Origin of the sequence: Ectorhizobium quercum, from assembly GCF_026552795.1 — a bacterium.
Lineage (GTDB): Bacteria > Pseudomonadota > Alphaproteobacteria > Rhizobiales > Rhizobiaceae > Ectorhizobium > Ectorhizobium quercum.
The window spans coordinates 38,329-52,507 of the sequence record NZ_JANFPI010000009.1 but is presented as its reverse complement, the minus strand read 5'-3'; the positions used below and the strand labels follow the sequence as shown (position 1 = coordinate 52,507).

Below are 14,179 nucleotides of genomic sequence, written 5' to 3'. Positions count from 1 at the left end.
TCAACAAAAAAGCCCGGTCGAAGGACCGGGCTTTTGCATGTCGGGCGGAATGTCCTGCGATCAGTTCGTCTGAACCTTCGCGCGGGCCTGTTCCTCGGCCATGCGCTGCGAGAACATCTGGGCGAAGTCGATCGGATCGATCATCAGCGGCGGGAAGCCGCCGTTGCGGGTGGCGTCGGACACGATCTGGCGCGCGAAGGGGAAGAGAAGGCGCGGGCACTCGATGAAGAGCAGCGGAAGGACATGCTCCTGCGGAAAGCCCGTGATCCGGAAAACGCCACCATAGACCAGTTCGACGGCGAACAGGGCCTTGTCGCCATCCTTGGCTTCGGCGTTCAGCGAAAGCACGACGTCGAAATCGCTGTCGGAAAGCGGGTTGGCATTGACGTTGACCGAAATATTGATTGCGGGCGCCTTGTCACGTGCCTGAAGCGAGCGCGGCGCGCTCGGGTTCTCGAAGGACAGATCCTTGATGTACTGGGCAAGGATGTTGAGGGAGGGCTGTACTGCGCCCTCGGAAGAATTTTCGTTGGCCATAGGGCTATCTCCGCATTTGATTTGTGTGCCGCTCTAGCATTTCGGACCCTGCCTTACAACCCTGAGCGCCGTTGCGGCCTCAATGGCCGGGCGGCTTGTCGGGTCTCGACCAGGGCGATTCGCCCGGTTTGGAAGGGCTTGCGGAACCGCCGTCATCGTCGCGGCGAAACTCGTCCTCGTCCAGGTCGATGACGGAAGGACCGCGCCGCGATTCGGCGTTCCCGCCCGGATCGGGCCGGCGGTAGAACCGGGCGGAGCGGGTGACGATCACGTCCGGCTTCAACGACTTCCACAGGAAGCTGCGGGTGAACGGCAGCAACAGAAGAAGGCCGAGCGCGGAGGTGATGAAGCCGGGAACGGCCAGCAGCAGGCCGGCCACCATGTAGAGCATGCTGCGCATCACCTCGTCCCCGCCGGCCGCACCGGGGGTGCCGGCCTGGAGATTGCGGATCATCGAAACGCCCTGGCGGCGCAGAAGGACGAGCCCGGCGAACGTGCTGGCGAGAACCGTAAGGATCGTCGCGGCGACGCCGATCCGTTGCCCGACGAGGACGAAAACGGCGATTTCCGCGAGCGGAAGCAGGAGAAGGACAGGGACTAGAAGGCGCGATGGCATGGTTTCGTCGTATTTCTTCCTGAATGAAGTCGTTGTGACCGGATTCATGGCCGATTCCGGCCTTCGATGTTTGAATGCCGGGCAGATGCTATTATATGGGGATAAATAACGATATTAACAGAAGTTGCGGGATAAGATGGGATCGAACGACTTTATAACATTGTTTTTCCTGGTGGCGGCGGTGCTGATCTTCATTCAGCTCCGGTCGGTTCTCGGCCGCCGCACGGGAAATGAAAAGCCGCCCTTCGATCCCTACAGCGCCCGGGAAGACGCGAAGACCGCGGCGGACGATGGCAAGGTGGTGACGCTTCAGCGCCGTGCCGATCAGGACGGCGAAGACCCGTTTGCCGCCATCGACGCCTATGCGCCGGCGGGCAGCGATCTGAACGAACAGCTGCGCAAGGTGGCCGGCGCCGATCCGTCCTTCGATCCGAAGGAATTCATCAACGGCGCCCGCATGGCCTACGAAATGATCGTGATGGCGTTTGCCGACGGAGACCGCAAGACGCTCAAGGGCCTGCTGTCGAAGGAGGTCTTCGAAGGTTTCGACGCGGCGATCACCGAACGCGAGAACGCCGGGGAAACGATGAAATCGACCTTCATCGGCGTCGACAAGTCCGACATCGTGCAGGCTTCCGTGAAGGAGACCGAGGTGCAGATCACGGTCCGCATTCTGAGCCAGCTTATTTCCGCCACCTTCGACAAGGACGGCAAGACGGTGGATGGCGATGCGGAGAATGTCGCCGAGGTCAACGATCTCTGGACCTTTGCCCGCGACAGCCGCTCCCGTGACCCGAACTGGAAGCTGATCGCCACCGAATCCGAACAATGAGCGGCGGGGCCGGTTCCTTTCGGCTGGAGGCTATTCCCTTCTCCGCCCTGGAAGGCTGGAGCCGGGACGATCCGTCGCCGCTCTTTCCGGTCCTGCGCCATGTCCACGAACACCTTCGCGCCGGTCGGTCCTATCGGGCCGGCGCGCTCGGCCTGACGTCCGAGGATCTGCTGCCGCTGCTTCAGGCGGCGGAAGCCGTTTCGCCGTCCGGCGCGGCAGAGGTCCGCACCTTTTTCGAAAGGCATGCCGACCCTTTCCGCATCGTCCCGGCCAATTCGGACCACGGCTTCGTCACGGGTTTCTACGAACCGGACGTGGAGGTGTCGGCAACGCCGGATGCGATCTGGTGTCATCCGTTCTATCGCCGTCCCGACGACCTCGCCGATATCGACGACACGAATCGCCCGCCGGGCATGGACGGGGATTACCGTTTCGGTCTCAGGCGGGAGGATGGCTCGATTGAGCCCTATCCCGATCGGGCCGCCATCGACCGTGGCGCGCTGCAAGGCCGGGGCCTTGAAATCGCCTGGGCGAGATCGAAGGTCGACGTGTTCTTCGCGCATGTGCAGGGCGCGGCGCGGCTTGTCTATCCCGATGGCCGGATCCGGCGGATCACCTATGCGGCCAAGGCCGGGCATCCCTTTTCGGGCATCGGCCGCTATCTCATCGAGATCGGCGAACTCGATCCCGCCACCGTTTCCATGCAGGCGATCCGGGCCTGGCTCGCCGCACACCCGGATCGTGTCGACGAGATTCTCTGGCACAACCGTTCCTACATCTTCTTTCGCGAGGCCGGGGTGGCCGATCCGTCGAGCGGCCCGGTCGCCGCCGCCAAGGTGCCGCTGGCGGCGGGACGCTCGCTGGCGGTGGACCGCCTGATCCACACATTCGGCTTTCCCTTCTTCGTCTCCTCGCCGACCCTGACCCATCTGGACGACGGCCATCCGTTCCACCGGCTTATGCTGGCGCTCGATACGGGTTCCGCCATCGTCGGTCCCGCCCGCGGCGATATCTTCACGGGGTCGGGCGCCCGTGCCGGCGAGCAGGCGGGCACGATCCGCAACCCGGCGGATTTCGCCATCCTCATTCCGAAGAATGCGGCAAAGAGGTTCCGGTCATGAAGGGCAAGGGCAAACGCGATCTGGAATCGGACGAGCGCGTCCTCTGGGGCAAGGTGGCGCGCACCGTCCGCGCCCTGCCGGGACGGATGGAAGACCTGCTGCGTTTCGACGAAACCTATGCCGTTCCGCCGGAACCGGGTCCGGCTTCCAGACAGGAAACGCCAGGCCGGGAGCCGGCTGGGACTCCGGATAAGAATGTGACGAATCCGGCAAGCCATCGTCATCATCCGCTCGAAAAGCCGGTCAAGCGCAAGCTGTCGCGCGGCGCCCTCTCGCTCGAAGCGCGGATCGACCTGCACGGCATGTATCAGAGCGAGGCCCATACGGTTCTGCTCGATTTCATCATTCGCGCCCATGAACGGGGACTGCGCCACGTTCTCGTCATCACCGGCAAGGGATCCTCGATGGGCAGCGAGGGCGCCCTGAAGCGCGCGGTTCCGCTGTGGTTCGCAAAGCCTGAGTTCCGTTTCTTCATCTCGTCCTACGAACAGGCTGCACGCAACCACGGCGGGGAGGGCGCCTTCTATGTGAGGCTGTCGCGGCAAAGGGGAACGAAGGGATGACGACGCCGTTCGGTGAAACCGTTCGCCGGCTTCGCGAGCAGCGCGGCGTGACCCAGAAGCAGATGGCCGAGGCCATCGGCGTGTCTCCGGCCTATCTGTCTGCGCTGGAGCATGGAAAGCGCGGCAAGCCGAGTTTCGATTTCCTGCAACGCGTCGCAGGCTACTTCAACGTCATCTGGGACGAGGCCGAGGAGCTGTTCCGCATAGCGGCCCGTTCCGACCCCCGGGTGACGGTCGATACGTCCGGCCTGCCGGCTGCCTACACGGCGCTTGCCAACCGGATTGCCCGGGAAATGCGCCAGCTTCCGCCCGATGTCATAGCCGAACTCGACGCAGTGCTGGAAAAGGCGGCAGGGAAGCGCTAGAAGGGGCGTTAATCCCCTGTTTTCTGCCGTATTTCCGGTCCATGCGTTTGGACCTTGCGGCAAAAACCCTATAGTTGGTGCATGGAAAACTGCCGGTGATTCGCTTCACCGCGCGCCTGTTCCGGAAACACTGGAAAGATCATCGATGAGCGACACACCCGTGACTGAAAACGGCGCGAGTGCCGAATATGGTGCCGATTCCATCAAGGTCCTGAAGGGCCTTGACGCCGTGCGCAAGCGGCCAGGCATGTATATCGGCGACACCGACGATGGCTCGGGCCTTCACCACATGGTCTACGAAGTCGTGGACAATGCCATTGACGAGGCGCTGGCCGGCCATGCCGACATCGTCACGGTGACGCTGAATTCCGACGGTTCGGTGACGGTGACGGATAACGGGCGCGGCATCCCGACCGATATCCATTCCTCCGAGGGTGTTTCCGCCGCCGAAGTCATCATGACCCAGCTCCACGCCGGCGGCAAGTTCGACCAGAACTCCTACAAGGTCTCCGGCGGTCTGCACGGCGTGGGCGTTTCGGTGGTGAATGCGCTGTCGATGTGGCTGAAGCTCAGGATTCGCCGTAACGGCAGGATCCACGAAATGAAGTTCACCCACGGTGTCGCCGACGCGCCGCTGGCGGTGATCGGCGAATATGAAGGCCGTTCCGGCACGGAAGTGACCTTCCAGCCGAGCCCGGAAACCTTCACCCATATCGAGTTCGACTATGCCACGCTGGAACACCGCCTGCGCGAACTCGCCTTCCTGAATTCCGGCGTCCGCATTCTCCTGACCGACAGGCGGCGCCCGGAAGTGCGGGAGGAGGAGCTTCTCTACGAAGGCGGCCTCGAAGCCTTCGTGCGCTATCTCGACCGGGCGCGGAAGCCGCTCGTCGACAAGCCGGTCGTCATCAACAGCGAGAAGGACGGCATCACCGTCGAGGTCGCGATGTGGTGGAACGACAGCTATCACGAGAACGTGCTGTGCTTCACCAACAACATTCCGCAGCGCGACGGCGGCACGCACATGGCCGGCTTCCGCGCCGCGCTGACCCGCCAGATCACCTCCTATGCCGATACGTCCGGCATCATCAAGAGGGAGAAGGTCTCGCTGACGGGCGACGATTGCCGCGAAGGCCTGACCGCCGTCCTGTCGGTCAAGGTGCCGGACCCGAAATTCTCCTCGCAGACCAAGGACAAGCTCGTCTCCTCGGAAGTGCGCCCGGTGGTGGAAAACCTCGTCAACGAGGCGCTGTCGAACTGGCTGGAGGAACATCCGGCCGAAGCGAAGATTCTCGTCGGCAAGGTGGTGGAAGCCGCCGTGGCCCGCGAGGCCGCCCGCAAGGCCCGCGAACTGACGCGCCGCAAGGGGGCTCTCGACATCGCCTCGCTACCCGGAAAGCTGGCGGATTGTTCCGAGCGCGATCCGGCCAAGTCCGAACTCTTTCTCGTCGAGGGCGATTCGGCCGGCGGCTCGGCCAAGCAGGGCCGTTCGCGCGAGAACCAGGCCATCCTGCCGCTGCGCGGCAAGATCCTCAACGTCGAGCGCGCCCGTTTCGACAAGATGCTGTCGAGCCAGGAAATCGGCACGCTGATCACCGCGCTCGGCACGTCGATCGGCAAGGACGAGTTCAACGCCGACAAGCTGCGCTATCACAAGATCATCATCATGACCGATGCCGATGTCGACGGCGCGCATATTCGCACCCTGCTTCTGACCTTCTTCTTCCGCCAGATGCCGTCGCTCATCGAGCGCGGCCACCTCTACATCGCCCAGCCGCCGCTCTACAAGGTGACGCGCGGGAAGTCGGTGCAATACCTGAAGGACGAAAAGGCGCTGGAAGAATATCTCATCGCCCAGGGCACGGAGGAAACGCGTCTCGAACTGGGCACGGGTGAAGTCCGCACCGGCGCCGATCTGCGCGAGGTCATTCACGATGCCCTGCGCCTGCGGGCGCTGATCGACGGTCTCCACTCGCGTTACAGCCGCTCGGTTGTCGAGCAGGCGGCCATTGCCGGCGCCCTCGACCCGGAACTGACGACGCGGAGGGAGGAAGCCGAGCGTGTCGCCGCCGACGTCGCCACCCGCCTGGACCTGATCGCCGAGGAAACGGAACGCGGCTGGACCGGCAGCGTCACGAAGGACGGCGGCCTGCGCTTCGAACGGACCATCCGCGGCGTGCGCGAGGTCGCGACGCTGGACATGGCGCTGATCGGTTCCACGGACGCCCGCTACATCGACCAGCTTTCCCCGCGCCTGAAGGATATCTACGCCCATCCGCCGGTTCTCGCCCGCAAGGACAGCTCGACGGAAATCTCCGGCCCGCGCGCGCTGCTGGATGCGATTTTCGCCGCCGGGCGCAAGGGCCTGTCGATGCAGCGATACAAGGGCCTCGGCGAGATGAACGCCGAGCAGCTCTGGGAAACGACGCTCGATCCGAACGCCCGCTCGCTGCTTCAGGTGAGGGTGGCGGATGCCGTCGATGCCGATGGTCTCTTCGCCCGCCTCATGGGCGACGAAGTCGAGCCGCGTCGCGAGTTCATTCAGGATAACGCCCTGTCGGTCGCCAACCTCGATATCTGATCCGTCCGCAATCGGCCGAGGAAATGAAAAAGTCCCGGGGAAAACCTTCCCCGGGACTTTTCTTTTCGTGTTTCACGTGAATCAGCCGTTTTCGGCCTGGCCAGTTCGAAGGATTCACGTGAAACCTTTTTGTGGGGATCGGACCTCAGGCCTTGAAAGAGCCTTCGAAGGCGAGTTCGGCAAGCGGCTTGCGCGGGCTCGGCTCCTCGCGGGCGGCAAGGCCTTCGGGAAGCTTCGACTTGTCGCCGCGCTTGCCGACGACGAAGGCGAGTTCGGCGCGGTGGCCGTCCGGCACGCCGAGCGTCTCCTGGACCTTGTCGAAATGAACGCCGGTCATGCCGTGGGTGAAGTAGCCGAGCCGCGTGGCCTGAAGGGCGGCGATGCCCCAGGCGGCGCCGGCATCGAGCGTATGGCTGTAGGAGGGAACCTCCGCGCTGGCGCCCGGCGGCAGGAGATGCGTCTTGGACAGGAGAACGACGACGGCGCCGGCATCCTTTGCCCAGCTCTGGTTGAAGTCGTTCAGCAGGCCGAGCAGCGTGTCGAAGGCGGGCGTGCCCTTGATGCCGTAGACGAAACGCCAGGGCTGGGAATTGAAGGCGGAAGGCGCCCAGCGGGCGGCGTCCAGAATGGTCAGGAGGTCCTTTTCCGGAACGGCCTCGCCGGTGAATGCGCGGGGCGACCAGCGGTTCAGGAAGAGGGGGTCCACGGAATATTCGGCCTGGCGGGAATTGGTTTCGGTCATGGCAAATCTCTGGCTTTCAATGCACTGCTTTCAGCAGGGCAGGATGAGGAGGATCAGGTTCCGCTCCGGTCCGGGGAAGGAGGCGGCAGGACAAAGATAAGCGGCACGGGTTGCAATGCAAGCGAAAGGCGGTGGAACGCAGCGTTCGCAGTCGCAGGGCATGCGCGAATAATCTTCGCAAAAGGGTCGGCTTTTGCTTGACGGGATGAGCCGCGAATCAGCTATCCAGTTTCCATGTTCGGATTCCTGAAACAGAAAAGGCCCGCCGGCCGCACGAAGACCGCCGCCGCCAGGGCCCGTAGTGTGGACGTGCTCGGCCGGGCGCTGCCCCTGACGATCCGCGAAAACCGCCGCGCCACGCGCATAACGCTGAGGATCGAGCCGGGCGGCAAGGCGCTGAAGATGACGGTGCCGCCGGGTCTGCGCCATCATGATATCGATGCCTTTCTGGAACGACACGAAGGCTGGCTGCGCGAGCGCATCTCCCGCATGGAGCAGCGGGCGACGGCATTTTTGAAGGACGGCGGCTCCGTTCCCCTGCGTGGCGTCGACCATCGCATCGAGCACACCGGCAGGATGAGGGGACTGACGGAAAGCATCGTCATCGACGGAGAAGCGGTGCTGCGCGTTAGCGGCCTGCCGGAGCACCTTCCCCGCCGCATCGCCGATTTCCTCAAGCGCGAGGCCCGCCGCGATCTCGAGGCGCGCGTCGCCGTCCATGCCGCCAGTGTCGGCCGGCCGGTCAGATCGATGACGCTCAAGGATACGCGCAGCCGCTGGGGTTCGTGTTCGCACGCTGGCGCGCTGAGCTTTTCCTGGCGCATCGTCATGGCGCCGCCGGATGTCATCGACTATCTCGCCGCGCATGAATGCGCGCATCTGAAGGAAATGAACCACGGCCCGGGATTCTGGGCGCTGTGCGAGAGGCTCTGCCCCGGCACGGATCGGGCCAAGGCCTGGCTCAAGGAACACGGCAACGCCCTGCACGCCGTCGACTTCGGCTGATCCCCGGGCAAACGCCGCGTCCGCGAGCATTTGCGCAGTCGAAAACGAGCATCTGCCCGCCACCGGATCGGATGCCCGCAGAAAGCGCATCCAGGGGCCGGAACGGCAGAAAATCGTGCGATTTTTCTCGACTCCGCCGTTTTTTCATGTCACTTCGGCTGCCATGAAACCGGACGTCAAGATTTGCGGATTGAAGTCGGAAGAGGCGGTCGATCGGGCGGTCGCCCGGGGCGCGACCCATATCGGCTTCATCTTCTTTCCGAAGAGCCCGCGCAACATCGAGCCCGCCCTTGCCGGTGAGCTGGCGGATCGCGCGCGCGGCCGTGCAAAGATCGTCGCCGTCACCGTCGATGCCGATACGGACGATCTGGATGAGATCGTCGATCAGCTGAAGCCCGACATCCTGCAGCTTCACGGCAGCGAAAGCCCCGAGCGGGTGCTGACCCTGAAGGCGCTTTACGGCCTGCCGGTCATCAAGGCGTTTTCCGTTCGGGATGCGGGTGATCTGCAACGCATCGATCCCTATATAGGAATAGCCGACCGTTTTCTGTTCGACGCCAAGCCGCCCCGCGGATCGGATTTGCCGGGCGGAAACGGCGTTTCCTTCGACTGGCGCCTTCTCCAGTCGCTTGACGGAAGCATCGACTACATGCTTTCCGGAGGACTGGACAAGGATAATGTCGGTTCCGCGCTGGCGCTGACGAAGGCGCGGGCCATCGACGTTTCCTCCGGTGTCGAAAGCGCGCCGGGGGTCAAGGATGCCGGCATGATCGACGCATTTTTCGATGCGGTCGAAAAGGCCGGTGTCAACCAGCCGCTCTCAATGGAGTCATGAGACGTGAACCATACGCCTGAACCCAATTCCTTCCGCGCCGGTCCGGACGAAGACGGACGCTTCGGCATCTATGGTGGCCGCTTCGTCGCGGAGACCCTGATGCCGCTGATACTGGAATTGCAGGAAGAGTGGCGAAAGGCCAAGGACGATCCGGAATTCAAGGCGCAGCTCGCTCATCTCGGCAAGCATTACACGGGCCGTCCGAGCCCGCTCTACTTCGCCGAACGCCTTACCGAGCACCTCGGCGGCGCGAAGATCTATTTCAAGCGCGAGGAGCTGAACCACACCGGTTCGCACAAGATCAACAATTGCCTCGGCCAGATCCTTCTGGCGAAGCGCATGGGCAAGACCCGGATCATCGCCGAAACCGGCGCCGGCCAGCACGGCGTGGCCTCGGCCACGGTCGCGGCCCGCTTCGGCCTGCCCTGTGTGGTCTACATGGGCGCGACCGACGTCGAGCGCCAGGCGCCGAACGTCTTCCGCATGAAGCTGCTCGGCGCGGAAGTCCGTCCCGTCACCGCCGGCCACGGCACGCTGAAGGACGCGATGAACGAGGCGCTCAGGGATTGGGTGACGAATGTCGAGGACACCTATTACCTGATCGGCACGGCGGCCGGCCCGCATCCCTATCCGGAAATGGTGCGCGACTTCCAGGCCGTGATCGGCGAGGAAGCGAAGGCCCAGCTTCTGGAGGCGGAAGGCCGCCTGCCGGATCTGGTGATCGCGGCGGTCGGCGGCGGCTCGAACGCCATCGGCATCTTCCATCCCTTCCTCGACGACAAGGACGTGAAGATCGTCGGCGTCGAGGCGGGTGGCCGCGGTCTTCAGGGGCAGGAACATTGCGCCTCGATCACGGCGGGCAGCCCCGGCGTGCTGCACGGCAACCGCACCTATCTTCTTCAGGACGGCGACGGCCAGATCTTCGAGGGCCACTCGATCTCGGCGGGCCTCGACTATCCCGGCATCGGCCCGGAACACGCCTGGCTGAACGACACCGGCCGCGCCGAATACGTCCCGATCATGGATCATGAGGCGCTGGAGGCCTTCCAGCTTCTCACCCGCCTCGAAGGGATCATCCCGGCGCTCGAACCGAGCCACGCGCTTGCGGAAGTGATCAAGCGGGCGCCGAAGATGGGCAAGGACGAGATCATCCTGATGAACCTCTCCGGCCGCGGCGACAAGGACATCTTCACCGTCGGCAAGCTTCTCGGTCTGGGAGTGAACGAAGAATGACTGCGCGTATGGAAAAGCGCTTCGCGGCGCTGAAGGCGGAAAACCGTCCGGCTCTCGTCACCTATTTCATGGGCGGCGATCCGGATTACGAAACCTCGCTCTCGGTCATGAAGGCGCTGCCGCAAGCCGGTGCCGACGTGATCGAACTCGGTATGCCCTTTTCCGATCCGATGGCGGACGGCCCGGCGATCCAGCTTGCCGGCCACCGCGCGCTGGCCGGCGGCCAGACGCTCAAGAAGACGTTGCGCATCGCCGCCGACTTCCGCAGGACGGACAACGACACGCCTGTCGTGCTGATGGGCTACTACAACCCGATCTACGTCTACGGCGTGGACAGGTTCCTCGACGATGCGCTCGCCGCGGGCATTGACGGCCTGATCGTCGTCGACCTGCCGCCGGAAATGGACGACGAACTGTGCGTTCCGGCGCTGGAAAAGGGCATCAGCTTCATCCGCCTGACGACGCCGACGACGGACGAGAAGCGCCTGCCGACGGTTCTCAGGAACACGTCCGGCTTCGTCTATTACGTCTCGATGAACGGCATCACCGGATCGGCCCTGCCGGACCCGTCGCTGGTCGGCGGCGCCGTCGCCCGCATCAAGGCCCGCACGGACCTGCCGGTCTGCGTCGGTTTCGGCGTCAAGACGGCGGACCATGCCCGCGCCATTGCCGCTGCGGCGGACGGCGTCGTGGTCGGCACGGCCATCGTCAACCGCATCGCCGGCAGCCTGACGGAAGACGGCAGGGCGACGGACAGGACCGTCGAGGCGGCTGCTTCGCTGGTTCGCGAACTGGCGGCCGGCGTGCGCTCGGCGCGCCCTGTCGCTGCGGAATAAGAACAACAAGGATCTCCTGCCACGGCAGGTGCCATCAACGGGAGTGGTGAACTTTGAACTGGATTACCAATTACGTCCGCCCGAAGATCAATTCGATGCTGGGTCGCCGCGAGGTTCCCGAAAACCTCTGGATCAAGTGCCCGGAAACGGGCGAGATGGTCTTCCACAAGGATCTCGAAGACAACAAGTGGGTCATTCCGTCCTCCGGCTATCATATGAAGATGCCCGCGAAAGCCCGCCTTGCCGATCTTTTCGACGGCGGCGAATACGAGGCTTTCGTCCAGCCGAAGGTGGCGGTCGATCCGCTGAAGTTCCGCGATTCCAAGAAATATGTCGACCGCCTGCGCGACAGCCGCGCCAAGACGGAGCAGGAAGACACGATCCTCGCCGGCCTCGGCACGGTCAGGGGCGTCAAGCTCGTCGCCGTGGTGCATGAGTTCAACTTCATGGGCGGCTCGCTCGGCATGGCCGCGGGCGAGGCCATCGTCAAGGCCTTCGAACGCGCCATCGCCGAAAAGTGCCCGCTGGTGCTCTTTCCGGCCTCGGGCGGCGCGCGCATGCAGGAAGGCATCCTGTCGCTGATGCAGATGCCGCGCACCACGGTCATGGTCGACATGCTCAAGGAGGCGGGCCTGCCCTACATCGTCGTTCTCACCAATCCGACGACGGGCGGGGTGACGGCGTCCTACGCCATGCTGGGCGATCTGCACATCGCCGAACCGGGCGCCGAAATCTGCTTCGCCGGCAAGCGCGTGATCGAGCAGACCATTCGCGAGAAGCTGCCGCCGGGCTTCCAGACGGCCGAGTATCTTCTGGAGCACGGCATGATCGACATGGTCGTCGACCGCCGCGAAATGGCCGATACGCTGGCGCGGGTGTTGACCATCCTGACCAATCGGCCGGAAGCCGTCGAAGAGGCTGCCTGAGGTCCAGAGCGTTTCCGGCAAAGGTTCAGCACGCGGTTTTGTGCGTCCGGAAATGCATGAAAACAAGAGGTTGGAGCGTTTTTGCGATTCGGGGAAAAGCGGAAACGCTCTCAGGGAAATGCCGGAAAGCGGGATGGGGCCGGTTGTGGCCGCACCCGCTTTCCGTTTGTGCAGCGCGGGGGCCGACCATGACCCATCTTTCGACAAGCCTGGCGGATCGGGAAATCGAACGTCTGGCGAGCCTTCATCCCAAGCGCCATACCCTGTCGCTCGACCGGATCACGGCGCTGCTCGGCAAGCTGGGCAATCCCGAGCGGAAACTGCCACCGGTGATCCATATCGCCGGCACGAACGGCAAGGGCTCGGCTTCCGCCTTCTGTCGAGCGCTGCTGGAGGCCGCGGGCTATGCGGTGCATGTCCACACCTCGCCGCATCTCGTCAAGTGGCACGAGCGCTATCGTCTGGGCGTCAAGGGCGGACGGGGGCGTTATGTCGAGGACGAGGTTCTGGCGGAGGTCCTGCGGCGGATCGAGGCCGCCAATGACGGCCAGCCCATCACCCTGTTCGAGATCCTGACCGCCGCCACCTTCGTTCTCTTTTCCGAACACCCCGCCGATGCCGTGGTGATGGAAGTCGGGCTTGGCGGCCGCCACGATGCGACCAATGTCGTCGAAAGCCCCGCCGTTTCGGTGGTGATGCCGATATCGCTCGACCATCAGGCCTTTCTCGGCGACAGCGTGGAACTGGTGGCGACGGAAAAGGCCGGTATTCTGAAGCGCGGCCGCCCTGCCGTGGTCGGATTCCAGCAATTCGACGCCGCGCTCGACGTTCTGGTCTCGACCGCCGAGCGGTTGGGCTGTCCGCTCTGGACCTACGGGCAGGATTATTCCGCCCATGAGGAATTCGGCCGGATGATCTATCAGGACGAAACCGGGCTGGCCGACCTGCCTTTGCCGGCGCTTCCCGGCCGCCACCAGCTTGCCAATGCCGCCGCCGCGATCCGCGCCGTTCGCGCCGCCGGCTTCGCACTCTCCGACGAGGCGATCGAACGCGCCATGTCGTCGGTCGAATGGCCGGGCCGCATGCAGCGCCTCACGGAAGGCAGGCTTCCCGCCCATGCGCCGCCGGGCGCGGAAATCTGGGTGGACGGCGGCCATAATCCCGGTGCCGCGGAAGTGATCGCCGAGGCGCTGGCCGAACTGGAGGAGCGCCGCCCGCGGCCGCTCTTCCTGATCGTCGGCATGATCAACACCAAGGATTCTCTGAATTATTTCCGCCCCTTCGAAGGGCTCGTCGAACGCGTCTACACGGTGCCCATTCGCGGCACCGATGCCATGACCGATCCGGTGGTTCTGGCGACCTCGGCCTATGATGCCGGGCTCGTCGGCCAGCCGATGGGAAGCATTGTCGAGGCGCTGGAGGAAATCCGTTCCATCGCCTCCGACCCGGACAGGAGAGCCCCGCGGATCCTGATCTGCGGTTCGCTTTATCTGGCGGGAAATGCGCTGGCAGACAACGAAACGCCGCCGGTTTGACTAAGGCGTTCGGTCTTTGCGCATGAAAACAGGCATTCCGCCGATCGGGCGGAATGCCTCACGAAGTCGTCGCTTAAGATCAGGCAGCGGAGGAGATCCAGGCGGACAGGGCCGTCTTCGGCTTGGCGCCGACCGAAATGTCGGTCACTTCGCCGCCCTTGAAGATGGCGAGCGTCGGGATCGAGCGGACGCCGAACTTGGCCGCCAGTTCCGGATTCTCATCGATGTTCAGCTTGACGATCTTCACCTTGCCGGCCAGTTCCGAGGAGATTTCCTCGAGGCTCGGCCCGATCATCTTGCAGGGGCCGCACCACTCGGCCCAGAAATCCACGACGACGGGTTCGGCAGCTTCGAGCACTTCGCTCTGGAAATTGGCATTGTTGACGGTGACGGTGGCCATTGGGCTTTCCCTTCGGATGATCTGAAGATGGCGAATATGTGATGTGTCCGTT

Annotated in this window: 15 protein-coding genes; 11 read left to right on the top strand and 4 right to left on the bottom strand. The window is 63.9% G+C overall.

Annotated features, from left to right (window positions below):
• Positions 1–60: 60 nt before the first annotated feature.
• Together secB and NOF55_RS20505 are read right to left on the bottom strand one after the other, a co-directional pair.
• On the bottom strand, positions 61–537 hold the full coding sequence (gene secB, locus NOF55_RS20510; RefSeq protein WP_306412987.1) for a protein-export chaperone SecB: 477 nt from the start codon (positions 535–537) through the stop codon (positions 61–63).
• A 79-nt stretch (positions 538–616) separates the two neighbouring features.
• Positions 617–1,201, bottom strand: coding sequence for an FxsA family protein (locus NOF55_RS20505; protein WP_306412986.1), 585 nt, complete (start codon positions 1,199–1,201; stop codon positions 617–619).
• Between the two features lie 88 nt (positions 1,202–1,289).
• Here NOF55_RS20505 and NOF55_RS20500 point away from each other — a divergent pair, with 88 nt between their 5' ends.
• The 5 genes from NOF55_RS20500 to gyrB all read left to right on the top strand — a co-directional run bounded on the left by NOF55_RS20500 (position 1,290) and on the right by gyrB (position 6,615).
• Entirely contained in the window at positions 1,290–1,985 is a 696-nt protein-coding gene (locus NOF55_RS20500) for a Tim44/TimA family putative adaptor protein (protein ID WP_306412985.1), read from the top strand.
• Entirely contained in the window at positions 1,982–3,106 is a 1,125-nt protein-coding gene (gene mltA / locus NOF55_RS20495; protein ID WP_306412984.1) for a murein transglycosylase A, read from the top strand. The genes NOF55_RS20500 and mltA overlap by 4 nt, the downstream gene beginning before the upstream one ends.
• On the top strand, positions 3,103–3,669 hold the full coding sequence (locus NOF55_RS20490; protein WP_306412983.1) for a Smr/MutS family protein: 567 nt from the start codon (positions 3,103–3,105) through the stop codon (positions 3,667–3,669). The genes mltA and NOF55_RS20490 overlap by 4 nt, the downstream gene beginning before the upstream one ends.
• Positions 3,666–4,034: a helix-turn-helix domain-containing protein gene (locus tag NOF55_RS20485; protein ID WP_306412982.1), complete on the top strand. Its 369-nt coding sequence runs from the start codon at positions 3,666–3,668 to the stop codon at positions 4,032–4,034. Before NOF55_RS20490 ends, NOF55_RS20485 begins: the two co-directional genes overlap by 4 nt.
• Before the next feature lie 145 nt (positions 4,035–4,179).
• Entirely contained in the window at positions 4,180–6,615 is a 2,436-nt protein-coding gene (gene gyrB, locus NOF55_RS20480) for a DNA topoisomerase (ATP-hydrolyzing) subunit B (protein WP_306412981.1), read from the top strand.
• 145 nt (positions 6,616–6,760) lie between these two features.
• Here the strand turns inward: gyrB and NOF55_RS20475 are convergent, their stop codons facing one another.
• Positions 6,761–7,357 carry a nitroreductase family protein gene (locus NOF55_RS20475; RefSeq protein ID WP_306412980.1) on the bottom strand — a complete coding sequence of 199 codons (597 nt, stop codon included), beginning with the start codon at positions 7,355–7,357 and terminating at the stop codon, positions 6,761–6,763.
• Positions 7,358–7,591: 234 nt separating this feature from the next.
• On the opposite strand from NOF55_RS20475, the gene NOF55_RS20470 reads away from it, so the two are divergent.
• The 6 genes from NOF55_RS20470 (at position 7,592) to NOF55_RS20445 (ending at position 13,727) form a co-directional block, all read left to right on the top strand.
• Complete coding sequence (locus NOF55_RS20470) at positions 7,592–8,362, top strand: M48 family metallopeptidase (protein ID WP_306412979.1); 771 nt, start codon at positions 7,592–7,594, stop codon at positions 8,360–8,362.
• Positions 8,363–8,525: 163 nt separating this feature from the next.
• Complete coding sequence (locus NOF55_RS20465) at positions 8,526–9,197, top strand: phosphoribosylanthranilate isomerase (protein WP_306412978.1); 672 nt, start codon at positions 8,526–8,528, stop codon at positions 9,195–9,197.
• Between the two features lie 3 nt (positions 9,198–9,200).
• Positions 9,201–10,430: a tryptophan synthase subunit beta gene (trpB, locus tag NOF55_RS20460; RefSeq protein ID WP_306412977.1), complete on the top strand. Its 1,230-nt coding sequence runs from the start codon at positions 9,201–9,203 to the stop codon at positions 10,428–10,430.
• Positions 10,427–11,266: a tryptophan synthase subunit alpha gene (gene trpA, locus NOF55_RS20455; RefSeq protein WP_306412976.1), complete on the top strand. Its 840-nt coding sequence runs from the start codon at positions 10,427–10,429 to the stop codon at positions 11,264–11,266. Before trpB ends, trpA begins: the two co-directional genes overlap by 4 nt.
• A gap of 53 nt (positions 11,267–11,319) precedes the next feature.
• On the top strand, positions 11,320–12,192 hold the full coding sequence (gene accD / locus NOF55_RS20450) for an acetyl-CoA carboxylase, carboxyltransferase subunit beta (protein WP_306412975.1): 873 nt from the start codon (positions 11,320–11,322) through the stop codon (positions 12,190–12,192).
• A gap of 188 nt (positions 12,193–12,380) precedes the next feature.
• Positions 12,381–13,727 (top strand): bifunctional folylpolyglutamate synthase/dihydrofolate synthase, encoded by a 1,347-nt coding sequence (locus tag NOF55_RS20445; protein WP_306412974.1) that lies wholly within the window; start codon positions 12,381–12,383, stop codon positions 13,725–13,727.
• 79 nt (positions 13,728–13,806) lie between these two features.
• Here the strand turns inward: NOF55_RS20445 and trxA are convergent, their stop codons facing one another.
• A complete protein-coding gene (gene trxA, locus NOF55_RS20440) occupies positions 13,807–14,127 on the bottom strand; it encodes a thioredoxin (RefSeq protein WP_306412973.1) in 321 nt (106 codons plus the stop codon).
• Positions 14,128–14,179 lie beyond the last annotated feature (52 nt).